Genomic DNA, 22845 nt, shown 5'->3' with positions numbered 1-22845 from the left:
GGGTCGACGTTTGCCCGAGCCGCATTCGGTAAGGAGCAAGATCAGTCGACAACGGGGAGGTACAGGAGAATGTTCGCTCCTGGGAACGGGTGGGTGCGCACGCGCACCGAGGAGGACACCAAGGCCTTCATCAAGGAGAAGGAGCTCGAACGCTCCATGGAGCCGGGGAAGGGCACCGCGATACTGACAGGAATCGTGGTGCTGTTCCTCCTCGGCTGGCTGGTGTACGCCCTCGTCCGCTGACCCGACCTTCAGCGGATCGCGCGTACACCGTCGATGAGGGCAGTTACCCCGCGCTCCACCTTGGAGCGCGGGCAACCCACATTGAGCCGCACATGACCGGCGGCGCCGTACGCCGTGCCCGGCATGATCGCCACCCGCTGCCGCTCGACCAGCTCGCGCTGGAGCGCCTCCTCGTCCACACCGAGGGGGCGCAGGTCGATCCAGGCGAGGTAGCCGGCCTCGGGTGGCGTCCAGCCGAGCTCGGGGAACGCCTCTGCCAGGCGCTGAGCCACGTATGACAGATTGCCGCGCAGGTACGTGCCGAGCGCGTCCAGCCAGGCGCCGCCCTCCCGGTAGGCCGCGATGTGGCCGACCACGGACAGCACCGCGGGGGACGACAGGCCGTCGGCCTCCTTGAGGCGGCGCAGGTACGCGTCCCGGGAGTCGGGGGCCCCGACGATGCCGTAACTTCCGGTCAGTGCCGGGATGTTGAAGGACTTCGACGCGGACGTGACGACCGCCCACCGGGTGCCCGAGTTCGCGTGCAGCGCCCACGGCCGGTGGACGGCCGGCGGGTGGGCGAGGTCCGAGTGGATCTCGTCGCTGATGACCGCCACGTCGTGGCGCGCGCACAGTTCGGCCATGCGGTCGAGCTCCGCCGCCGTCCACACGTGACCGGTGGGATTGTGCGGGGAGCACAGCAGCAGCACCGAGGTGTCCGGCAGTGACAGCAGCCGCTCCAGCTCCGCCCAGTCTCCCAACGGGCAGGTGAGCAGCCGCCGTTCGTGCGCGGCCACCGTCTTCGGGAAGGCGTCGTACGTCGGCGCGTGCGCCACGACGCCGTCGCCGGGCCGCGACCACAGGCGCAGCAGCTGACCGACCTGGTAGATCACGGACGGGCCGTAGACGATCGACTGCGGGTCCACGGGTGTGTCGTACCGGGCGGCGTACCAGTCGACGATCGCGGACAGGAAGTCGTCGTGGCGCCAGCGGGAGTAGCCGAGCACGCCGTGGTCGAGCCGGGCGCGCAGCGCCGTCAGGACCTCGGGGGCCGTCTCGAAGTCCATGTCGGAGATCGTGAACGGCAGCAGATCCGGCACGCCGAAGCGGTCCTCGACGTAGTCCCACTGCGTGCACCAGGTGCCGTGCCGGTCGACCAGGGTGTCGAAATCGTAGGTGGGGGAGGTGTGTGGCACGGCTCAGCCCACCGGGACCATCGTGGCGATGGCGTCCTTCACGGACTGCACCTGCGGGCCGATGACCACCTGCACGGTGTGTGCGTCGAGCTTCACGACGCCGACGGCGCCCAGCTTCTTCAGGCGCGGCTCGTCCACGCGCTCCGCGTCCTCGACCGTCAGCCGGAGCCGGGTGATGCAGTTGTCGAGGGACGTGATGTTGTCCGCGCCGCCGATCGCGTCGAGGATCGCCACCGCGTCGTACTTCCCGGCGACCAGCTCACGCGGGGCCCCGGACTCGTCCGCCTCCTCCGCGGATTCCTCGGCCTCCTCCTCGCGCCCCGGCGTCTTGAGGTCGAAGCGCTTGATGGCCCAGCGGAACAGGAAGTAGTAGACGGCGAACCACACGGTGGCGATGACCGGCACCAGATACCACTTGGTGGTCGTGCCTTGCAGGACACCAAAGACGAGCCAGTCGATGACATTGCCGTCCGTGTTGCCGATGAACACCCCGAGGACGGCGGCGGCGAGGAAGCCGAGACCGACGAGGACGGCGTGCAGGAAGTACAGCCACGGCGCGATGAACAGGAACAGGAACTCCAGCGGTTCGGTGATGCCGCCGACGACACAGGCCACCACACCGGAGACCAGGAGCGCCTTGATCTCGGGGCGCATGGACTTGCGGGCGCAGTGGTACATCGCGAGCGCGGCGCCCGGCAGTCCGCCGAGGTAGGCCGCCATCTTGCCCTGCGACAGGAAGTGGGTGGCGTCGGTGACGGCGGCCGTGGGCGGCTTGGAGCAGTTCAGCTGCGCGTAGAACATGTTCAGCGCGCCGGAGACCTGGTCCCCGCAAACCGCGCCGGATCCGCCGACGTCCGTGAAGCGGAACATCGCGACGAGGATGTGGTGCAGGCCCACCGGGCGCAGCAGCACCTCGCCCATGCCGAAGAAGAACGGCCCGAAGACCCCCGCGTGACCGATCGCGCGGCCCAGGTCGGTGATCCAGCCGTTGAACGTCGGCCACACCAGCGGGATGAGCAGACCGAGCACGCTCAGCGTGAGCGCGGAGATGATCGGCACGAAGCGCAGGCCACCGAAGAAGGCCAGCGCGTCGGGCATCCGCTGCGTACGGAACCGCTGGTGGAGCAGGCTGACAACGATGCCAACGGCGACCGCGCCGAGGAGTCCCGTATCGATGGACTGGATGCCGATGACATCGGCGATGCCGTAGTGGGCGATCGCCTTCTCGTCGTCGAAGTCCACGCCCTTGGCGGTGAGGTAGAAGTTCACCGCCAGGTTCATCGCGGCGTAGCCGACGAAGCCGGAGAAGGCGGCGACGCCCTTGTCCTCGCGGGCGAGTCCGAGGGGGATGGCCATCGCGAACATCACGGGCAGGAACTGGAAGGCGACCTGGCCGGTGTTGGCCATCCACGTGAAGACCAGGTGGAAGCCCTGGCCCTGAAGGAAGGTCAGGTTGCCGGTGACGGCGTCGCTGGAGAGCGAGGAGCCGATGCCCAGCATGATGCCGCAGAACGCGAGCAGCGCCACGGGGAGCATGAACGTCTTGCCGAGGCTCTGGAGGAACTCCCAGAGCGCGGCCTTGGTCTTCTGCATGGGGGTCTATCGTCTTTCGGGCCTGGACGGGAGGCGGGCACAAGTCGGCCACCTGGCGGATGAGATCACAGCAGGTCGCGCCATGTCCATGGCCGACCTCGCCCGCCTTCGGCCCCTGTCCTCGAAGTCCACCTCAGCCCTGGTCCTCGAACGTCACCTCCGAGGCGGCGGCGATGCGTGCGCCCATGTTGCGCCGCATCATCTCCAGCGCGGCGTCGGCGAGATCCGGATGGATGGCGGCCACCGCGTCGTGCGGCACCGTGGTCCGCAGATGACGGATGTGCGCGTCGAGCGCGGAGTAGAGCACGCACTGCTCGGTGACCTGGCCGCACAACACGATGTGTCCGACGCCCAGTTCCCACAGCAGATACGACAGTGGTGTCTCGTAGAAGATCGAGTGGCGGGCCTTGACGACGAAGAGGGAATCGGCGTCGGGCCGCAGCGGCTCCACCAACTCGGCGTGCGGCCCTGCCAGCGCCGTGTCCACCAACTCGCCGTGGTGCGAGCGCCATTCACCGAAGTTGTCGTTGGCGTAGATCACCGGGGCACCGGCCGTGCGCGCCCGGTCGAGCAGGTCCACGATGGCCGGGACGACGGCGCGGGACGCGGGCAGCAGCAGCTCCGCGTCGGCGTGGTCGTACGTGTTGATCATGTCGATCACGACGAGCGCCGAGCGATCGGCCGACGGCGCGGAGGCGGGGGTGGGTGCGGGCTCGGAAGCGGGCTCGGTCATCGCTCGGTCACCCGAAGGCGTCGCGCAGCGCGGGCAGCAGCTTCTTGGTGGACCACTCCTGGAAGGCGTGCTGCTGGTCGCCGCCGATCTGGACCAGGGCGAGACCGGTGAACCCGGCCTCGGCGAAGGGGCGCGCCGCCTTCACGAACGTGTCCACGTCGGCGCCGCACGGAATCGAGTCCGCGACGTCGTCGGGCCGCACGAACTGGGTCGCGCCCTGGAACGAGTCGGGGTGCGGAAGCTCGGAGTTGACCTTCCAGCCGCCGCCGAACCAGCGGAACTGCTCGTGCGCGCGGGCGACGGCGGCCTCGCGGTCGGGGTCGTAGGAGACCGGCAGCTGTCCGATCCGCGGCTTGCCCTCGCCGCCGTGCCGGTCGAAGGCGGTCAGCAGCTCCGCCTTGGGCTCGGTGGCGATGAGCAGATCGGCGAGCCGGCCCGCCAGATCACAGGACTGCTCGCCCGATACGGCGATACCGATCGGTGGGGCGGTCTCCGGCAGATCCCACAGGCGGGCCGAGTCGACGTCGTAGTGCTTGCCGTGGTGCGTGACGTGCCCGCCCTCGAACAGGGAACGGATGATCGTCACCGCCTCCTCCAGCATCTCGTGCCGCACATCCACCGCCGGCCAGCCACGGCCGACCACGTGTTCGTTGAGGTTCTCCCCGGAGCCGAGCCCGAGGCGGAAGCGGCCCTGCGACAGCAGCTGCAAGGTCGCCGCCTTCTGGGCCACCACCGCGGGGTGGTAGCGGAAGGTCGGGCAGGTCACGTACGTCATCAGCGGCAGCCGCGACGTCGCCTGCGCGACGGCTCCGAGCACGCTCCAGGCATACGGGGAGTGGCCCTGGGAACGCAGCCAGGGAAAGTAGTGGTCACTGGTCACCGAGAAGTCGAACCCCGCCTCCTCGGCCCCGACCGCGTGGTCCACCAGCTCGCGGGGTCCCGCCTGCTCGGTCATCAACGTGTATCCGATGTCCATGTCCACTGCGTCCCCGATCATCCGGGGTTCTAACAGTTTCATTGGATGTGTTCGGCATTGTCGACCGCCGGGCACGGTCTGTGACCCCGCCGAAGCCCCCGGGTGCGGCCCCCACCAGGGTGAGGGAAGTTTCCATCACTGATTGAAAAGTGTGTCGCGCCGTGCTGTCCTGTGCCCATGCCCACCGACACCACACGGGCGGCACTGCTCGACGCCGCCGAGCGGCTCTTCCTCGCCAAGGGGTACGAGCGGGTGTCGGTCCGCGCGGTCAACGCGGCGGCGGGCATGAACCCGGCCGCGGTGCACTACCACTTCGGCACCAAGGAAGACCTGGTCGCCGCGCTGCTGCAGAGCCGGCTCGGCCCGCTGTGGGCGCAGCCGCTCGCCGACGTGGAGCGCAGGACGGCCGCCGGAGAGGCGCCGCGTGTCGAGGAGTTCGTCGACGTCCTCGTGCGACCGCTCGACGAGCTGACCCGGACCCCGCACGGCCGCATGCTGCTGCACCTGCTCGCCCGCGTCGTGCTGAGCCGCCGTGAACTCCCCTTCGACGAGCGGTGGTTCGGTCATCGGCCGTGGCGCGAGCTGTTGTGCGCCGCGCGGCCCGACCTCTCCCGGCTACAGGCCGGGCACCGCCTGCGCATGACGTTCGACCTGCTGCTCCAGCTCTACGGGGAGCCGCAGTCGGCCACCGCCGAGCTGGGCGGCACGCCCCGGCCCCCGGCGGAGGCAGTCATCGCCTTCGTCGCGGCAGGCCTGAACGCCCCACCCTGAACCGACAGTTGAGGAGTTGCACAGCCATGAGCACAGCAGACTCCATCCGCGACACCACCGGGCCCGCCGCGCCAGACCTGCTCGCCCCCGCGCGGCTCGGCCCCCTCACCCTCCGCAACCGCGTGATCAAGGCGGCCACCTTCGAGGGCGTCACCCGCGATGCCCTGGTCAGCGACCGGCTCGTCGAGTACCACCGGCGCCCCGCGGCCGGCGGTGTCGGCATGACGACCGTCGCGTACTGTGCCGTCGCCCCCGAGGGCCGTACCGAACGCGACCAGATCCACATGAGGCCCGAGGCCGTTCCCGGCCTGCGCCGGCTCACCGAGGCCGTGCACGCGGAGGGCGCCGCGGTCTCGGCGCAGATCGGCCACGCGGGACCCGTCGCCGACCCCGTCTCCAACGGGCTGCCCGCGCTCGCGCCCAGCCGCTTCCTGAACCTGCAGTCCTTCCGCTTCGCCCGCCCGGCCACCCGCGAGGACATCGCGCGTGTCACCCGCGCCCACGCCCGCGCGGCGCGCATCGCGGTCGAGGCCGGATTCGACGCGGTGGAGATCCACCTCGGCCACAACTACTTCGCGAGCGCCTTCCTCAGTCCGAGGCTCAACAAGCGCAAGGACGAGTACGGCGGCACCCTCGCGAACCGGGCCAGGGTCGCCCGGGGCGTGGCCCGCGCGGTCCGCGACGAGGTCGGTGACGAGATCGCGATCACCGCCAAGCTCAACATGGACGACGGCGTGTCCGGCGGCATCTGGCTGGACGAGAGCCTGCGCACCGCCGCCTGGCTGGAGGCAGACGGCAGTGTCGACGCCCTCGAACTCACCGCGGGCAGTTCCCTGCTGAACCCCATGTACCTGTTCCGCGGCGGCGCGCCCGTGCGCCAGTTCGCGGCGACGTTCCCCCAGCCCCAGCGGTTCGGCATCGAGCGCGTCGGAAAGAAGTTCATCCGCGCCTACACCTACGAGGAGGCGTTCCTGCTCCCCTCGGCGCGCCAGTTCCGGGCCGCGCTGAAACTGCCGCTGATCCTGCTCGGCGGCATCGCGGACCGCGAGACCGCCGAACAGGCCATGACCGAGGGCTTCGAGTTCGTGGCGATGGGCCGCGCGCTGCTGCGCGAACCCGACCTCGTCAACCGCTTCGCCGAGGACCGCGCGGCGGACCGGCCCACACACTCGCTGTGCATCCACTGCAACCGCTGCATGCCCACCATCTACACCGGTACGCGCTGTGTCCTGATCGAGCCGGAACCCTTCCACGCGCGCGGCCACTGACTACGTGACCCCACGCGCGCCGGGTGTCACTTCCGCCAGAACAGATGGTGTCGCACCGCGCCCGTCGGGCTCGGCACGACATCGAGGTGGAAGCGGTCGAGGAGGTCGTCGGGGGAGTCCCAGAGCTTGGAGCCCGAGCCGAGCTTGACACCGTCCGCGACCGCCACGTGCAGGGTGTCGACGAGGTCCGCCTCGAGGAACTCGCGGACAGTGGTGGCGCCACCGCCCAGCCGGATGTCCTTGCCCTGCGCGGCCACCCTGGCCTGCTTGAGAACGGTGCCGGGGTCGGCGTCGACGAAGTGGAACGTGGTGTCCGACAGCGTGATCGACGGGCGCGTGTGGTGGGTCATCACGAACACCGGGGTGCGGAACGGCGGCTCCTCACCCCACCATCCGCGCCACTCGTGGTCCTGCCAGGGCCCGTTCTGCGGGCCGAACTTGCCCCGGCCCATGATCTCGGCACCGATGTTGTGGTGGAAATCCCGCGTCAGATAGTCGTCGATGCCGCGGGAGCCCCCCGGTTCCGTGCGATTGGGCCAGCTCGCCGTGGCCCCGGCCCAGGCGAACATGCTCCCCGGGTCGGCGTGTCCGAACGGCCGCTCAAGGCTCTGACCCTGACCGGCGCCGAATCCGTCCGCGGACACGTTGAAATTCTGGACCTTCAGCAGTTGCTGTTTCACGGGGCTCCTCCTACGTGATCGACAACTGTGAGACTGCCACGGCGAACGAGACTCATCGCGCAGGCGACGAGCGGGGTGTCACGCGGCGCCGTCCTTCGCCGCGGCCTTGCTGTCCACCGCCTTGTCCTGGCCGGCCTTGGTGTCCGCCGCGGTCTTGCTGTCCGTGGCCGACTTCGAGGGCGTGCCGGTGGCGGGCACGGCGACGTAGAACACTGAACGCTGCTGCCGGGTGCGCTCGGCGCGGGCCTTGGCGACCAGGGCCTCCAGCGTGTTGCGGACGACCTTGGTGCTGAACTCCCGCTTGGGGTGCTTCTTTTGCAGCGTCGAGGTGATTTCGGCGGCCGAGCGCGGGCTGGTCTCGGCGCCCAGCTGGGACACGATGAGCTCGACGAGCGTGGAGCCCTGGGGCTCGGTCTTCTCGGCGGCGGGCGCGGCGGGCGCGCTGGGCTTGGTGGCTGCCGCGGTCTTGGCGGGCTTCGCGGCCTTGGCCGCCTTCGCGGGGGTGCCGGCCGGCTTCTTGGCCTGCGCGGGCTTCGCCGCCGTCGTGTCCCGTGCCTTCTGGCGCGGAACCTTGCCCGCGGCCTTCCCGGCCGGCTTCTCGGCGACGGGCGCCGGAAGGGGCGGGAGCTTCCCGCTGCCGAGGGACTTCAGCATGCTCTCCAGCAGCGTGCGGTTCTCCTCGAGGGTGCCCAACTGGGCCTGCAGTGCGGCGATTTCCTCGCTGACCCGCTTCAACTCGCTTTCGTTGTTCGCGATGTCGTCCTGGATCCGGTCGGCGTAACGGGACTTGAGCTCGGTCTGGTTCGTGGTGTCCGCCATGATGGCTCGCTCTCGTGGAAAGGAGTGATCTGTCGGTGTGTGCACGTGTGTGCTGTAGGGCCGGATGGTACTCACCCGGGTGCCCATCGTGTGGCACGTCAGCGCAGATCGGTCTCCTTTTACGGTACGGGAGTTGGCGTGTTGACGCGCATCAGGGCTTGCGGCCGATGCCGCCGAAGCTGCTGACGGGCTCCGGGAGTTCACCCTCGACGTCATCGGGGCGCCACTGGGACACCGAGGTCAGACCCGGTTCGACCAGCTCGAATCCCTCGAAGAAGCGGCCGATCTGCTCGGGGGTGCGATTGGTGCGCGGGTTGTTACTGGTGCTGTTCCACTGCTCGACCATCGCGCGGGTGGCTTCGGGGTGGTACACCTCGGTGCTGTCGCACAGAACCAGGTGACTGCCGCTGGGCAGCGCGCTCTTGAGTTCCTCGACGATCGTGTAGGCGCGGTCGTCGGTGACATGGGCGACGACCCCGAGCAGCATCAGGGCGATGGGACGGGTGAAGTCCAGCGTGTCGGCGGCCTGCCGGAGGATGTCGGCGGGGTCGGTCAGATCGGCCTCGATGTAGTCGGTGGCTCCCTGCGGAGTGCTGGTCAGCAGGGCCTCCGCGTGCCGCAGCACGACCGGGTCGTGGTCGACGTAGACGATGCGCGCCGTGGGGTCGTTGCGCTGTGCCACGTCGTGGGTGTTGTCGATGGTGGGCAGCCCGGTGCCGATGTCGAGGAACTGGTCGATGCCCACGTCCCGTACGAGGTGGGAGACGGTACGGGCCAGGAAGGCGCGCTGCGCGCGGGCCACGTGCACGATCTCCGCGTTGACCTGCTGAATGGCATCGCCGACCTGGCGGTCGACCTCGTAACAGTCCTTGCCGCCGAGCCAGTAGTTCCAGATGCGGGCCGAATGCGGGGAGTCACTGTCGATCAGCGGACGGTCCTGAGGCACGAGTCGCTCCGAAAGGTCGATGGGTGGCCGTGGATCATGCGTCAACCAGGGTATTCCATGCGGGAGTTGATACGTCGCCGTGGTGCGGGTGCGCCCGGTGTGCCGGGCGGTGGTCGGGGTGGCAGGTGACTGGTGGGCGCGCGGTGGGTGTGACGGCGGTGACCGGCGTTGCCCCCGATGACTGCCGCTCCGTCGCAGGTCAGGCGTTTGTGCAGGTCGGAGGGGGTGGCGTAACACCCGCGAAACATCGGAGGGCGTACGGTCTGCCGTCACATGCACCACGGAGAAGGGACGGGCATGGAAGACCGTGACGGATCGCGGGCCGACCGGGCACGCCGTGTCGCCGACGTGCTGCGCCAGCGCATCGTCGACGGCGCGTACGACGGTGTGCTCCCGGACGAGCGCGCCCTCGGCCGGTCCCTCGGAGCCACCCGCAACGCCGTGCGCGAGGCGCTGAACATGCTGCGGGACGAGGGTGTCGTGACCCGGCGGCGCGGCATCGGCACCCTCGTGACCGGCCACAAGGCCGGCCACGGCCTCTCCCGACTGGTCGGCCTCGCCGAGGAGTTGACCGCGTACGGCACGGTCACCAACGAGGTGCGGGAGGCACGTGTCGTGCCGCACGCCCCGCCCGCGATCACGCAACGCCTCGGCCTCCCGGAGCGCTCCGAGGCGGTCTACATCGAGCGCCTGAGATCACTCGACGCGGATCCGCTCTCCCTGGACTCGACCTGGCTCGCCCCCGACATCGGCCGGCCGCTGCTCGACCGCCACCTGGCGGGCCGCGATCTGTTCGCGCTCATCGAGGAGACCAGCGGCACACGGCTCGGCAGCGCCGAGGTGACCGTGCACGCCGTCACGGCGGACCCGGACACGGCGCGCCTGCTGGGCGTGGCGGAGGGCGCCGCGCTCTTCACCATCGACCGGCTGACCCGGCTCGCGGACGGCCGCCCGGTCGACGCCGAGTCACTGCGGGTGCGCGCGGACCGGTTCGCCCTGCGGGCCGTCCTGCCGAGGGACTGAAGGAGCTGAAGGGGTCCAGGGGTTGAAGCAACCGGGGATCTGAACGGGGCGAGGGATTGAAGCAACCGAACATGCGAAGCGAACGACAAAGAGCACGGCAGAGCGGGTGGGAGCGCACATGACCCTGGACACCACACACCTGGTCCTCCTCGCGGTGGCCGGGCTGCTCGGCGGCATCGGGATCACCGCCATCGGGCCCGGCGGAGTGCTGCCCACCATCGGACTGTTCCTGTTCTCCGGCCTCACGCCCGCGGGCGTGGCGGGCACCGCGATCGTCACCCACGTCGCCACCGGCCTGCTCGGCACGGCGGCGTACGCCCGGTCGGGACAGCTCCGCGACCCGGGGACCCGGCGCTGCGCCGCCGCACTCGCCGGCGCCGCGCTGGTGGGGGCGCCGCTGGGCGTGCTGTGCAACACCCTGGTCGCGGGACGCGGCTTCGGGATCCTGCTGGCCTGCGCGGTCGTCGTCACCGGCATCCTGGTGTGGGTGCGCGACCGGCGCGCCCCGGACGGCGCCGAGCGGGCGCACATCCCGCTGGGCCGCACGGTCCTGATCGGCGTCGTCGTCGCGGTCGTCGCGGGTCTCTTCGGGCTCGGCGGACCCATGCTGAGCGTGCCCCTGCTCGTGGTGGCGGGGCTGCCGGTGCTGTCGTCGTTGGCCGCCGCCCAGGCCCAGTCGATCGTGATCGCGAGCGTGGGCACGGTGGCGTATGTGCTGCACGGAGCCGTCGACTGGCGGCTCGCGGCCCTGGTGGGCATCCCGGAGCTGGTCGGCGTGCTCATCGGCTGGCGCATCGCCCACGCCCTCCCGGCCCGGCGCCTGAAGTACGCGATGGTGGCGTTCCTCCTGGCGTCGGCGCCGTTCCTGGCACTGCACTGAGCAGGGCCCAGCGCCTTGCATCGCACCAGGCCCAGCCGCGCGTCAGATCTGCTTCACCGTCACCTCATCGACCCCGTGCCCCTCCACGACCGCAGCCTCCCCGGTCGCACCGTCCCGCACCACCCGATACGTCCCGGCCACACCGCCGTGCGTATCGGGCACCGTCACCGTCACATCCTCCGCGTCCGGAGTGACGAGCAGCGTGAGCCCGGTGAGCCAGTCGCCGTCCGGGCGTGACGCGTCCGCGCCCATCGGCAGGACCGCGCCAGGACGCACGTACAGCGGCAGACTGTCGAAGCCGTGCCGCTCGCGCCGCCAGACCGGGCCCTCGACCCGCTCGCCGGTGAGGAGATGGGTCCACGTGCCCTCGGGGACGTAGAACTCGACATCGCCGTCCGCGGAGAACACCGGCGCCACCAGGAGGTCGGGGCCGAGCATGTACTGGCGGTCCAGGGCGCGCGCCGTGGGGTCGTCGGGAAAGTCGAGCAGCATCGGGCGCATCAGCGGCACGCCCGACGTGTGCGCCTCGACCGCCGCGCCGTACAGGTACGGCATCAGGCGGTGCTTGAGCTTCGTGAACTGCCCTGCCACGTCGACCGCTTCGTCGCCGAACTCCCACGGCACCCGGTACGAGGACGAGCCGTGCAGGCGGCTGTGCGAGGAGAGGAGACCGAAGGCCAGCCAGCGCTTGAAGACCGCCGCGTCGGGGGTGCCCTCGAAGCCGCCGATGTCGTGGGACCAGAAGCCGAAGCCGGACAGGGAGAGGGACAGCCCGCCGCGCAGTGACTCCGCCATCGCGCCGAACGACGACCAGCAGTCGCCGCCCCAGTGCACCGGGAACTGCTGCCCGCCCGCCGTCGCCGAACGGGCGAAGAGGACGGACTCGCCGCGGCCGCGCTCCTTCTCCAGGAGGTCGAAGACGACCTGGTTGTACAGGTGCGTGTAGTAGTTGTGCATGCGCTCCGGGTCGGAGCCGTCGTGCCAGACGACATCCGTGGGGATGCGCTCGCCGAAGTCCGTCTTGAAGCAGTCGACACCCTGGTCAAGGAGCACCTTGAGCTTGCCGCGGAACCAGGCGCAGGCTTCAGGGTTGGTGAAGTCGACGAGCGCCATGCCCGCCTGCCACAGGTCCCACTGCCAGATGTCGCCGTTCGGCCGCTTCACCAAGTAGCCCTGCGCCGCTGCCTCTTCGAACAGGGCCGACTTCTGCGCGATGTACGGGTTGATCCAGACGGAGATGCGCAGTCCGCGCTCCTTGAGGCGGGCCAGCATGCCCTCCGGATCGGGGAAGACCGCGGGGTCCCACTCGAAGTCCGACCACTGGTATTCGCGCATCCAGAAGCAGTCGAAGTGGAAGACGCTCAGCGGGATGTCGCGCTCCGCCATGCCGTCGACGAACGACGTCACGGTCTCCTCGTCGTACTGCGTCGTGAACGACGTCGTCAGCCACAGGCCGAACGACCACGCGGGCGGCAGCGCCGGGCGGCCGGTCAGCGCGGTGTAGCGGCGCAGCACGTCCTTCGGGGTGGGTCCGGCGACGACGTAGTACTCGATCGACTGGTCCTCGACGCTGAACTGCATCTGGCCGACCGACTCCGAGCCGATCTCGTAACTGACCCTTCCGGGGTGCGCGACGAACACCCCGTAGGCGCCCGCGGGGGAGACGTGCAGGCTGAACGGGACGTTCTTGTACGCCTGTTCGCTGCTCGTGCCGCCGTCGGCCTGCCACATGTCGACGACCTGGCCGTTCCTGACGAACGGGGTGAAGCGCTCGCCGAGGCCGTAGACCTGCTCCCCGACGCCGAGCGACAGCTGCGCGGCCATGTGGTGCGCCCCGTCGCCCGTCCGGAAGAAGGCGGTGCCCTTGCGGTCCGAGGAGGTGACCTCGCGGCCGTCGGCGTCACGGAAGGACAACTGCCAGGGTGCCGCCTCGTCGAGGCACACGGACAGCGCCCCGCTGGACAGCTCGACCGTTGCGCCGTCGCGGCGCACCGTACCCGCGCCCGCGTCCTCGCCGGGCAGTCGGAAGTCGGGCCCCGGGTGGCGCTTTCCCGCGTGGTGGGTGACGCGGACCCCGATGACGCCCTCGGCGGGTGTGAAGCAATCGACGGTCAGCAGAGGGGAGTTGAGGGTGTCGCCGCGCCGTTCGATCCGCTTGACCGCCGCGAACGCGGTGAAGCGGTCGGCGTCGACGCGGACGTCACGGACCTCGGTGGCGTACGAGGCCTCGACCCCGTCGCGCATCAGCCAGAAGCCGTCGGTGAACTTCATCATCTTCCTCGGGGTGGGCAATGTGCGTGGGCAAGGCGCCGCTACACCGCATTTGAGCCCACGCGCATCGAAAGATCAAGAGGTCGGCACAAGGAATCGTCGAAGCGCTTCGATTCCAGCTTAATCCGCGTTCGCAACGGGGTGTAGCAGGCTGTGCGCGAGCGATGAAGTCGGTCCCAAGGTCTGGTGTCGAAGCGCTTGATGACGTATTAGTCATGGCGGAAAACAAAAACGCGCTCTGCGTGTGCGGCGCGGGCCGGAGCCGTACCGCGCGATGCGAACACCTCGCCGGGACACGGGAGTTCCGTCGGGGCCGGCCACCCCTTCAAGGCTTGGGTATCCACCGTGACAGCAGCACTTCCACCGGACGTGCCGCGCCCCCGGCGCGGCCGCCGCGGCCGAAGCACCACCGCGGCACTCACCGCCGCTTCCGCGCTCGTCGCAGGCGCGGCGCTCACCGGTTGCGGCGCGGGGCGCGACCCCGGTGTGTTCACCGTTCTCAACTCCTCGACCGACGCCTCGTACCACGGCTGGGACGCCGCCACGCTGAAGCGCTGCAGCACAAAGCTCGGCCTCACCATCGAGCAGCAGAGCGTGCCCGCCGCGCAGGTCATGCAGAAGTCGCTGCGCATGGCGTCGTCGAAGTCGCTCCCGGACGTCATCCAGTTCGACGCCTCCGAGATGCCGACGTTCGCGGAGGCCGGCGGCCTCGTCGACCTGCGCTCCCTTGGCCTGTCCACCAAGGACATCCCGAAGGGCATCGTCGACTTCGGCTCGTACAAGGGGACGTACTACGGGGCCGCGCGCACGGTGAACACCCTCGCCCTCTTCTACAACAAGGACATCCTGAAGAAGGCCGGGCTCGAAGTGCCCACCACCTGGGACGAGATGAGGGAGACCTCGAAGAAGCTCACCCAGGGAAGCCAGTACGGGATCGCGCTGAGCGCGGGCGGTGCGGAGGACGGCGTCTTCCAGTTCGCGCCGTTCATGTGGTCCAACGGCGGCGACGAGACGAACCTCGCCTCGGACAAGGTCGCGGGCGCCCTCGACTACTGGAAGGGCCTCATCAAGGACGGCTCGCTGTCCAGGTCGACCGTCAACTGGACACAGGCCGACGTCAACGACCAGTTCATGGCCGGCAACGCCGCGATGATGATCAACGGTCCGTGGCAGGTGGAGACGCTGAACACCAAGAAGAACCTGCACTGGGAGATCGCGAAGATCCCGGTCCCCAGCAGCGGCGACAAGTCCGTGGGACCGCTCGGCGGCGCCGTCCTCACCGTCCCGAAGACCGAGGACACGGGCCGCCAGAAGACCGCGGCGAAGATCATCCGCTGTATGTCCTCCGAGCGCGAGCAGATCACCTACGCCCGCAACAGCTGGATGGTCCCGGCCAACGAGAAGGCCGCCGCGACCTGGCGCAAGGAAGTGCCCGAACTCGACGCGCTCGCCGACCAGGTGGCCACCGCCCGCTCCCGCACCGCGAAGGTCGGAGCGCGCTGGTCGTCCGTGTCGCTCGCCCTCCAGAGCGCCTTCCAGTCGGCGCTGACCGGGCAGTCCAGCGAGGCCGCGCTGAAGAAGGCGCAGACCCGCGCCACGAGCGGGAACTGAGGGGGACACACCGTCATGTCGACCACCACGGCCACCGCGCCCTCCGTCCGAAGCGCGGCAGTTCAGAAGAAGACCGACCCGGTGCGCGCGAGGCGCCGCCGCAGGCTGAGCCAGTGGGGGTTCATCGCCCCCGCCGTCGTCTTCATGCTGCTGTTCTTCGGCTACCCGCTCGTCCGCAACGTCGTGATGAGCTTCCAGGACTTCTCGCCGTCCACCTTCTTCGACGGCAAGTCCCCCTTCAACGGCACCGACAACTGGAGCAAGGTCTTCAACGACGACCTCTTCGGCAAGGCGCTGTGGCACACCATCGTCTTCACGATCGGCTCGCTGATCGGCCAGTTCGGCATCGGGCTCGCGCTCGCCGTCTTCTTCACCAAGCGGTTCCCGCTCAACGGCTTCCTGCGTTCGCTGATCCTGCTGCCCTGGCTCGTCCCGATGGTCGTCTCCGGCATCGTGTGGCGCCGGATCCTCGACCAGGACACCGGCGTCCTCAACTCCTTCGCCGAGACCATCGGCCTCGGTGGCGCCACCCCGTGGCTGACCAGCCCCGGCATGGCCCTGTTCTCCGTGGTCATGGTGAACATCTGGATCGGCATCCCGTTCAACATGGTGATCCTCTACGGCGGGCTCCAGGAGATCCCCAAGGAGCTGTACGAAGCCTCCTCCCTGGACGGCGCGTCCGCCTGGCGCACCTTCCGCTCGATCACGCTGCCGCTGCTCAAGCCCGTCATCACGGTCGTGCTCGTGCTCGGCTTCATGTCGACGGTGAAGATCCTCGACCTGATCCTCGCCCTCACCGACGGCGGCCCCGCCGACGCCACCCAGACGCTCGGCACCCTCACGTACCAGAACTCCTTCGTCCAGCTCGACTTCGGCGCGGGCGCCGTCGTCGGCAACGTCCTCATCCTCATCTCCGCCGTCTTCGCGGTGTTCTACCTGCGGGCCAACCGCTCCGAGGGGAAGTGACCGGCATGGCGAACGCCACCACCACGTCCGGGCGGCGCTGGGGCGCCACCGTCGCCGGGATCGTCATCCTCGGCGTGATGCTGTTCCCGCTGTACTGGATGATCAACACGGCGCTGCAGCCGGAGTCGGGACTGCTCGAGGTCTCGCCCGTGCCGCACTCGCTCGACCTGTCCGGCTTCACATCGGCCATCACCGAGCAGGGCGGCCACCTGCTCACCTCGCTCGCGGTCGCGCTCGGCGCCGTCGTCATCTGCCTGGCGATCGCCGCGCCCGCCGCCTACGGGCTCGCCCAGTTCCGGCTGCGCGGCAGCCGCACCATCGTCTTCGGCACACTCATCACGCAGATGGTGCCGGGCATCGTCATCGCCAACGCCCTCTACAGCGCGTACGTCGATCTGGGCCTGGTCAACTCCTACTTCGGCCTGATGCTCGCCGACGCCTCGCTCGGCATCCCCTTCGCCATCGTCCTCATGCGCTCCTTCATGGTGGCGATCCCGAAGGAGGTCATCGAGGCGGCCGAGGCCGACGGTGCGGGCAAGCTGCGCACCTTCATCCAGGTCGTGCTACCGATGAGCCGCAACTCCCTGATCACGGCGGGCCTCTTCTCGTTCCTGTACGCGTGGAGCGACTTCATGTTCGCGCTCACGCTGAACACCACGGACGACGTCAAGCCCGTGACGCTCGGCATCTACCAGTACATCGGTGCGCACGTCGGGGACTGGGGGTCGGTCATGGCCGCGTCCGTCCTGTCGGCGATCCCCGCCGCCGTGCTGCTCGTCCTCGCCCAGAAGTACATCGCCGCCGGGATCACCGGCGGATCCATCAAGTAAGGCCAGCCATGAGCGACGTGAACCCTCTGCCCGTGTTCCCGGAAGGATTCGTCTTCGGCGCGGCCACCGCCTCGTACCAGATCGAGGGAGCCGCGAAGGAGGACGGCCGCGGCCCCTCCATCTGGGACACCTACAGTCACACCCCCGGCCGCACGCACGACGGCGACACCGGCGACGTGGCCTGCGACCACTACCACCGCTACCCCGAGGACGTGGCACTGCTGCGCGACCTCGGCGTCGACTCGTACCGCTTCTCGATCGCCTGGCCACGTATCCAGCCGACGGGGGAGGGGCCCGCCAATCCGAAGGGCCTGGACTTCTACTCGCGGCTCGTCGACGAACTGCTGGAAGCGGGCATCGAGCCGGCCGCCACGCTGTACCACTGGGACCTGCCGCAGGCACTGGAGGACCGCGGCGGCTGGCGCGTCCGCGAGACCGCCGAACGGTTCGGTGAGTACGCGGCGATCGTCGCCGAGCACCTCGCAGACCGCGTCCCGCGCTGGATCACCCTCAACGAGCCCTGGTGCAGCGCCTTCCTCGGCTACTCGGTGGGCCGCCACGCGCCCGGAGCGCAGGAGGGAACCGGCGCCCTGGCGGCGGCACACCACCTGCTCGTCGGCCACGGCCTGGCGATGAAAGCGCTGCGGGCGGCGGGCGTACGCGAGGCGGGCATCACCCTCAACCTCGACCGCAACGTCCCCGCGACCGAGGCGGCCGCAGACCGCGCGGCCGTCGCCCGCGCCGACACCCAGCACAACCTCGTCTGGACGGAACCGATCCTCGCCGGCCGCTACCCGACGACGGAGGACGACACCTGGGGCGAACTCATCGCCCGCCAGGACTTCCGCCGCGCAGGCGACCTCGACCTCATCGGGCAGCCGCTCGACTTCCTCGGCGTCAACTACTACCGCCCGATCGTGGTCGCCGACGCCCCGCACCGCGAGCCGGACCCGGCGCGCCGCGTCGCCACCGACAACCGGTACGAGGAGCGCCCCTACCCCGACGTGCGGCGCACGGCGATGGGCTGGCCCGTCGTTCCCGAGTCCTTCACCGACCTGCTGACCACGCTGAAGGCCCGGTACGGCGACGCCCTCCCGCCGATCCACATCACGGAGAACGGCACCGCCGAACACGACGAACCGGCAGCCGACGGCACCGTGCACGACACCGACCGCGTCAACTACCTGCACAGCCACCTGACGGCACTCCGCGCGGCGATGGACGCGGGCGTCGACGTGCGCGGCTACTACGTGTGGTCGCTGCTCGACAACTTCGAGTGGGCCCTCGGCTACGCGAAGCGGTTCGGCGTCGTCCGCGTCGACTACGACACCCAGGAGCGCACGCCGAAGGACAGCTACCACTGGTACCGGAAACTGATCGCGGCGCACCGGGGCTGACGCCCGTGTTCAGGGACGGTTGGTGCGTCGTCCGACGTCAACGTATGTGTGACAAGAACGCCTTCATGAACGCGTCGGTCGACTGGCTCACGCCGCTGCACGTCGCTGCCGCGGGGCCGCCCGGGCCGTCGGGGCACGCGCGGTCGCGGGTCGCCGACCACAGGGAGACCCAGGCCATGCCCTTGGACTTGGCGAACGCGCCGAGTTCGGCGGCGTCGGAGAGCGTGAAGACCTCTTCGTCGATGTCGTTGACACCGATCATCGGGGTGACGGCGACACGGTTCCATACCTCGCGGTCCGAGCCGCCGATGATGTCCTTGAGCTGTGCGTGCGTGGCCTCGGCGGCATCGATGGCGTACTTGCCCATCCGGCCGCGCGGGTGCGGCGCGGGGGAGGAGCCGAAGTTCATGGCCATGGCGTTGACGGAGCCGATGTCGACACCGTGCCCCTTGGCGTTGCGCAGCAGCGAGAGCCCGTCCGCGGTGATGCCGCGCGGCAGCGCGGGCAGCGTGAACGACACGTCCAGGCCGGGGTGTTGGCGTTGCAGCGCGGCGACGACCCGGTTGCGCCGGTCCACGCTCGCGCGGTCGGTCAGCGCGTCGCCCTCGATGTCGAAGTCGACCTTGGTGAGTTTGTAGTGGTCGATCACGTCCTCGTACGCGGAGGTGAGGCGTGACACCGACGTGCAGGTGCGGGCGAGTTCGTTGCCGCTCTGCCCGCCGAAGGAGACACGTACATCGCCGCCCGCGGAGCGCAGTGCGCCGATCTTGGCGGCGACGGGGTTGTCGTCGAGCGTCGACCTGCCCCACTGCGGGGTGCAGGCACCCTTGGGCTTCACGAAGGCGAGGGTATAGGTCTTCACGCCCGTGCTGCGGGCGGCCCGGGGCAGGTCGAAGGCGGGGGAGAGGGAGGTGTCGACGTAGGGCGCGAACGAGACGGGCTCGGGAGGGGCGCTGGAGTGTGTCGGCTTCGGCTTTGGTGTGTGCTTCTTCGGCGGGGAGTTGGAGGGCTTCGGTGACTTGCTTTCGGCCGGGCTCGGGGCGGGTATCGCTCCGATCGTGCACGGGGCGCCGTCGACGGAGCAGTCCGTGGGGCGCGCGCCGGATGTCGAGCGGGCCTTGAGGGCGAGCGTGACCGAATCCCCGGCCGCAAGCGGGGCGGCACCCCGGCGGGCCTCGGCGGTCACGTGTCGGCCCTGCACCGCGTAGTGCGCGTGCGACAGCGAGGAAAGGGTCGCGCCCTTCGGCAGCGTGAAGGACAGCTTCCAGTCGGTGGCTGTGGCCTCGCCGCCGTTGTGGATCACGTAGCGGCCGGTGAAGGCGCCCTGAGAGGTGGCCGTGCCCTGGTAGCGGGCGGTCAGTGAGGCCGGTTCATCCCCGCCCGTGGCCAGCAGGACCCCGCCCACCGTGGCCGCGACCAGCACGGCGCCGCCGGCCACGAACGCACCGGTGCGGCGTCCGGCCAGGGCGGCCCGCGTGCGCTCCGTGCCGGCGGACGCGCGCGCGGCCAGCCACGCGGCGGGCGAGGTGCGCGGCTTGCGCCGCTTTCCGGCGGGGCCTCGGGGCGGGGGCGCCATGGGGGTCCTTCACGATCGGGTGCGGGGCACGGCGGCACATCGTAGGCGCTGTGTTCGACTTGTGCCCGCTCGGTGCGCGCCGGGCACAACTCGGCCCGCCCCACTGTGAGTTACCCGACTCCGCATGCGTGATGTCTCCGGCCACTTGGCGCGAATCGCCACGTCTCCGTGCGAGACCGGCATGTCAGGCGTCTCGATGCGCCAAGTGGTGGGGTGCCGTTCTTGTATCGGGCGGCAATACCCGTACAGGCTCACGGAAATGAGGAGGATGGCGGCACTGGTCGGGGCGCCGCCGATTCCGCCGCACGCCGCCAGCGAGGGATGTGTCACACGGGCAGGGGGTGCCTGTGTGACAGCTCACAATAATGCGTTATTATTTTCTGGCTACTTGGGGGCGCGGAGGCGTTCGCCAACGCCGGGGGAGGGCTTGTGGTCGACCGTGAGGACGTGTTGCGGGCGGCAGCCCGTGTGCTGGCCGAACGCGGCCTGGATGCCGCCCGGCTGCGGGATGTCGCCCGCGCCGCCGGAGTGTCCATCGGAGCGCTGCAGCATCACTTCGACACGCGGGACGACCTGTTCCGTGAGGCCTTCGAGTGGTCCATCGAGCAGCTGATCGCCCGCTGGCGGGCCTCGGCGGCGGACGAACCGGATCCGTGGCACCGCTTCGAGCTGCTCGTCCAAGCCCTCACCGGAGACCCGGAGTTGGAGCGCCGGTGCGCGACGTGGACGGAGTTCTGCGCGAGCGCCGCCCGTCACCCCGGGCTGCGTGACGGCGTGCGGTCCGTGCACGAGGAGTGGCTCACGCTGCTCACCGGCATCGTCGAAGACGGCGTCATCCAGGGGGACTTCGTGCCCGTGCTTCCGGTGGACACGGCGATCGCCTCCGTCGCGGTCCTGGTCGACGGCTGTGACATGGCGGTGGCGGCAGGGGGCGGCATGACGCCCGAGCGGTATGCGGAGCTGCTGCTCGGCACGGCCCGCACGATGTTCGGCGTCCGGGTGCGATGAGTGTGTGAACAGGCCAGAAGTGCACGGTAGTTGAAGCGCGCCGTGGCGCGCCGGGACGGAGAAGCCGCATGGAGCCGCAGTCGCAATCGCAGTCGTCGCAAGCGCAGTCGCAGTTCCCGCATCTGTTCAGCCCGCTGCGGATCGGAGGCTTGCGGGTGAAGAACCGCGTCGTGTCGTCCGGGCATGACACCGTCCTGGTGCGCGACGGCAAGGTCACCGACGAGCTCGTCGCCTACCACGCGGCGCGGGCCGAGGGCGGCGTGGGCCTGATCGTGGTCCAGGTCGGCGGTGTGCACGAGAGCGCGCACTACACCTCGCACGTCCTCATGGCAGACGACGACTCGTGCGTCGAGGGATACGCCCGCCTCGCCGAGGCCGCGCACCGGCACGGCGCCGCCGTCTTCGGACAGATCTTCCACCCGGGCCGCGAGATCCTGGAGTCCCCCGACGGCAGCGCACCCGTCGCCTGGGCGCCCTCGGCCGTGCCCAGCGAGCGCTTCCACGTGATGCCCCGCGCGATGACCGGCGAGGAGATCACCGAGGTGATCGAGGGCTACGGAGAGGCGGCCCGGAGGCTACGCGACGCTGGCCTCGACGGCGTCGAAGTGGTCGCCAGCCACGGCTACTTGCCCGCCCAGTTCCTCAACCCGCAGGTCAACCACCGCACCGACGGTTACGGCGGCAGCGCGGACGCCCGGCTGCGCTTTCTGCGCGAATCCCTCGCGGCCGCACGCCGCCACGCCGCCGACGACTTCGTCATCGGCCTGCGCATCTCCGGCGACGAACTCGCCCACGACGGACTCACCCCGGAGCTGGTGTGCGACGTCGCGGCCCGACTCGACGCAGATGGGCTCGTCGACTACGTGTCGGTGTGCGCCGGAGGCTCGGCGACCCTGTCCGCCGCGCAGCACATTGCACCGCCGATGGCCCACCCGGCCGGCTACACCGCGCCGATGGCCGCCCGCGTACGGGAGGTGGTGAACGTGCCGGTCATGGTCGCGGGACGCATCAACCAACCCCAAGAAGCGGACACCATCATCGCCAAGGGTCAGGCCGACGCCTGCGCCATGACCCGCGCCCTGATCTGCGACCCCCGCATGCCGGGCAAGGCCGAGCGCGGCGACACCGAAGCGATCCGCGCCTGCATCGGCTGCAACCAGGCCTGCATCGGTCACTTCCAGTCGGGCCACCCCATTTCCTGCATCCAACACCCGGAGACCGGACGCGAGTTGCGCTTCGGAGCGCTGCCTCTGATCACCCGGCGCAAACGCGTCGTGGTCGTCGGAGGCGGCCCGGCGGGACTGAAGGCGGCGGCGGTCGCGGCGGACCGCGGACACGACGTGACCCTGTACGAGGCCGGCCGACGCCCGGGCGGTCAGGTCCTGCTCGCCCAAGAGCTGCCCGGCCGGGCCGAGTTCGGGGGAGCGGCCACCAACCTGGAGGGCGAGGCACGGCGCGCCGGGGCCCGCATCGTCACCGACACCCGCGTCGACCACGCCCTGCTCGCCGACGCCGCCCCGGACACCGTGATCCTGGCGACCGGCGCGCAGCCGCTGCGCCCTTCGCTGGAATGCCTGGACGACCCTGTTGTCCTCGACGCCTGGCAGGTCATCCAGGGCGCCCGCACACCGCGCGGCCGCATCCTCGTCGCGGACTGGCGCGGCGACTGGGTCGGCCTGGGCGTCGCACTCCTCCTCGCCCAGCAGGGACGCCGCGTGACCCTGGGCGTCACGGGCTTCGCCGCGGGCGAGTACCTGCAGCAGTACGTGCGCGCGGCCATGCTGACGGCGGCGGTGCGCGCGAAGATCGAGGTCCTCCCCAACGTCCGCCTCTACGGCGCCGACAACGACACGGCCTACCTCCAGCACACCCTGACGGAGGAGCCCGTGATCCTCGACGACATCGCGGCCGTCGTCCTGGCCCAGGGCCACACACCCGTCACGGACCTCACGGACCACCCCGGCGCCGTATCGATCGGCGACTGCGTGAGCCCTCGGTCGGTGGAGGAAGCGGTCCTTGAGGGGCTGCGGGCGGGGGCTGCGGTGTGAAGGGGCGGCGCGCCGGTATGACGACGGTCGC

Annotated in this window: 20 protein-coding genes; 11 read left to right on the top strand and 9 right to left on the bottom strand. The window is 70.0% G+C overall.

The annotated features are described in order from the left end of the window. Positions 1 to 93 precede the first annotated feature (93 nt). Complete coding sequence (locus ACYSUO_RS19950; protein ID WP_266718429.1) at positions 94 to 243, top strand: hypothetical protein; 150 nt, start codon at positions 94 to 96, stop codon at positions 241 to 243. Positions 244 to 251: 8 nt separating this feature from the next. Here ACYSUO_RS19950 and ACYSUO_RS19945 read toward each other — a convergent pair whose 3' ends face one another. The 4 genes from ACYSUO_RS19945 to ACYSUO_RS19930 form a co-directional block, all read right to left on the bottom strand. Continuing rightward, positions 252 to 1418: a MalY/PatB family protein gene (locus ACYSUO_RS19945; protein ID WP_461777518.1), complete on the bottom strand. Its 1167-nt coding sequence runs from the start codon at positions 1416 to 1418 to the stop codon at positions 252 to 254. Positions 1419 to 1421: 3 nt separating this feature from the next. Continuing rightward, the gene (malX, locus tag ACYSUO_RS19940) at positions 1422 to 3011 is read right to left on the bottom strand and encodes a maltose/glucose-specific PTS transporter subunit IIBC (protein WP_461777517.1); all 1590 of its coding nucleotides are present in this window, start codon (positions 3009 to 3011) and stop codon (positions 1422 to 1424) included. Positions 3012 to 3144: 133 nt separating this feature from the next. Further along, a complete protein-coding gene (locus ACYSUO_RS19935; protein WP_461777516.1) occupies positions 3145 to 3744 on the bottom strand; it encodes a cysteine hydrolase family protein in 600 nt (199 codons plus the stop codon). Between the two features lie 7 nt (positions 3745 to 3751). Continuing rightward, the gene (locus ACYSUO_RS19930) at positions 3752 to 4720 is read right to left on the bottom strand and encodes an LLM class F420-dependent oxidoreductase (protein ID WP_461777515.1); all 969 of its coding nucleotides are present in this window, start codon (positions 4718 to 4720) and stop codon (positions 3752 to 3754) included. 177 nt (positions 4721 to 4897) lie between these two features. Between ACYSUO_RS19930 and ACYSUO_RS19925 the strand changes: the two genes are divergently transcribed. Together ACYSUO_RS19925 and ACYSUO_RS19920 are read left to right on the top strand one after the other, a co-directional pair. Beyond that, on the top strand, positions 4898 to 5491 hold the full coding sequence (locus tag ACYSUO_RS19925) for a TetR/AcrR family transcriptional regulator (protein WP_461777514.1): 594 nt from the start codon (positions 4898 to 4900) through the stop codon (positions 5489 to 5491). A 26-nt stretch (positions 5492 to 5517) separates the two neighbouring features. Beyond that, entirely contained in the window at positions 5518 to 6759 is a 1242-nt protein-coding gene (locus ACYSUO_RS19920) for an NADH:flavin oxidoreductase (protein WP_461777513.1), read from the top strand. Positions 6760 to 6785: 26 nt separating this feature from the next. Here the strand turns inward: ACYSUO_RS19920 and ACYSUO_RS19915 are convergent, their stop codons facing one another. The 3 genes from ACYSUO_RS19915 to ACYSUO_RS19905 form a co-directional block, all read right to left on the bottom strand. After that, a complete protein-coding gene (locus ACYSUO_RS19915; protein ID WP_461777512.1) occupies positions 6786 to 7439 on the bottom strand; it encodes a dihydrofolate reductase family protein in 654 nt (217 codons plus the stop codon). Between the two features lie 78 nt (positions 7440 to 7517). Then, positions 7518 to 8258, bottom strand: a complete 741-nt coding sequence (locus tag ACYSUO_RS19910; protein WP_461777511.1) for a hypothetical protein — start codon at positions 8256 to 8258, stop codon at positions 7518 to 7520. Positions 8259 to 8409: 151 nt separating this feature from the next. Further along, positions 8410 to 9204, bottom strand: coding sequence for an SAM-dependent methyltransferase (locus ACYSUO_RS19905; protein ID WP_461777510.1), 795 nt, complete (start codon positions 9202 to 9204; stop codon positions 8410 to 8412). A 297-nt stretch (positions 9205 to 9501) separates the two neighbouring features. Here ACYSUO_RS19905 and ACYSUO_RS19900 point away from each other — a divergent pair, with 297 nt between their 5' ends. Next, a complete protein-coding gene (locus ACYSUO_RS19900) occupies positions 9502 to 10227 on the top strand; it encodes a GntR family transcriptional regulator (protein ID WP_461777509.1) in 726 nt (241 codons plus the stop codon). A gap of 118 nt (positions 10228 to 10345) precedes the next feature. Continuing rightward, positions 10346 to 11107, top strand: coding sequence for a sulfite exporter TauE/SafE family protein (locus ACYSUO_RS19895; protein ID WP_461777508.1), 762 nt, complete (start codon positions 10346 to 10348; stop codon positions 11105 to 11107). 42 nt (positions 11108 to 11149) lie between these two features. On the opposite strand, the gene yicI is transcribed toward ACYSUO_RS19895, so the two are convergent. Continuing rightward, positions 11150 to 13378, bottom strand: coding sequence for an alpha-xylosidase (gene yicI, locus ACYSUO_RS19890; RefSeq protein WP_461777507.1), 2229 nt, complete (start codon positions 13376 to 13378; stop codon positions 11150 to 11152). A 369-nt stretch (positions 13379 to 13747) separates the two neighbouring features. On the opposite strand from yicI, the gene ACYSUO_RS19885 reads away from it, so the two are divergent. The 4 genes from ACYSUO_RS19885 to ACYSUO_RS19870 are packed head-to-tail and all read left to right on the top strand — an operon-like array spanning position 13748 to position 18182. After that, positions 13748 to 14989 carry an ABC transporter substrate-binding protein gene (locus ACYSUO_RS19885; RefSeq protein ID WP_461777689.1) on the top strand — a complete coding sequence of 414 codons (1242 nt, stop codon included), beginning with the start codon at positions 13748 to 13750 and terminating at the stop codon, positions 14987 to 14989. A 15-nt stretch (positions 14990 to 15004) separates the two neighbouring features. Then, complete coding sequence (locus tag ACYSUO_RS19880) at positions 15005 to 15955, top strand: carbohydrate ABC transporter permease (protein ID WP_461777506.1); 951 nt, start codon at positions 15005 to 15007, stop codon at positions 15953 to 15955. Positions 15956 to 15960: 5 nt separating this feature from the next. After that, complete coding sequence (locus ACYSUO_RS19875; RefSeq protein WP_461777505.1) at positions 15961 to 16785, top strand: carbohydrate ABC transporter permease; 825 nt, start codon at positions 15961 to 15963, stop codon at positions 16783 to 16785. A gap of 8 nt (positions 16786 to 16793) precedes the next feature. Beyond that, on the top strand, positions 16794 to 18182 hold the full coding sequence (locus ACYSUO_RS19870; protein ID WP_461777504.1) for a GH1 family beta-glucosidase: 1389 nt from the start codon (positions 16794 to 16796) through the stop codon (positions 18180 to 18182). Between the two features lie 37 nt (positions 18183 to 18219). Here ACYSUO_RS19870 and ACYSUO_RS19865 read toward each other — a convergent pair whose 3' ends face one another. Continuing rightward, positions 18220 to 19758, bottom strand: a complete 1539-nt coding sequence (locus tag ACYSUO_RS19865) for a cellulose binding domain-containing protein (protein WP_461777503.1) — start codon at positions 19756 to 19758, stop codon at positions 18220 to 18222. A gap of 429 nt (positions 19759 to 20187) precedes the next feature. On the opposite strand from ACYSUO_RS19865, the gene ACYSUO_RS19860 reads away from it, so the two are divergent. Both ACYSUO_RS19860 and ACYSUO_RS19855 read left to right on the top strand, forming a co-directional pair. Continuing rightward, positions 20188 to 20766, top strand: coding sequence for a TetR/AcrR family transcriptional regulator (locus ACYSUO_RS19860; protein WP_461777502.1), 579 nt, complete (start codon positions 20188 to 20190; stop codon positions 20764 to 20766). A 68-nt stretch (positions 20767 to 20834) separates the two neighbouring features. Beyond that, positions 20835 to 22814, top strand: coding sequence for an oxidoreductase (locus ACYSUO_RS19855; RefSeq protein ID WP_461777501.1), 1980 nt, complete (start codon positions 20835 to 20837; stop codon positions 22812 to 22814). Positions 22815 to 22845 lie beyond the last annotated feature (31 nt).

Source organism: Streptomyces sp. UC4497, from assembly GCF_054871485.1.
The sequence above is the reverse complement of the archived record's forward strand: the minus strand, read 5'-3'. Positions and strand labels throughout refer to the sequence as shown.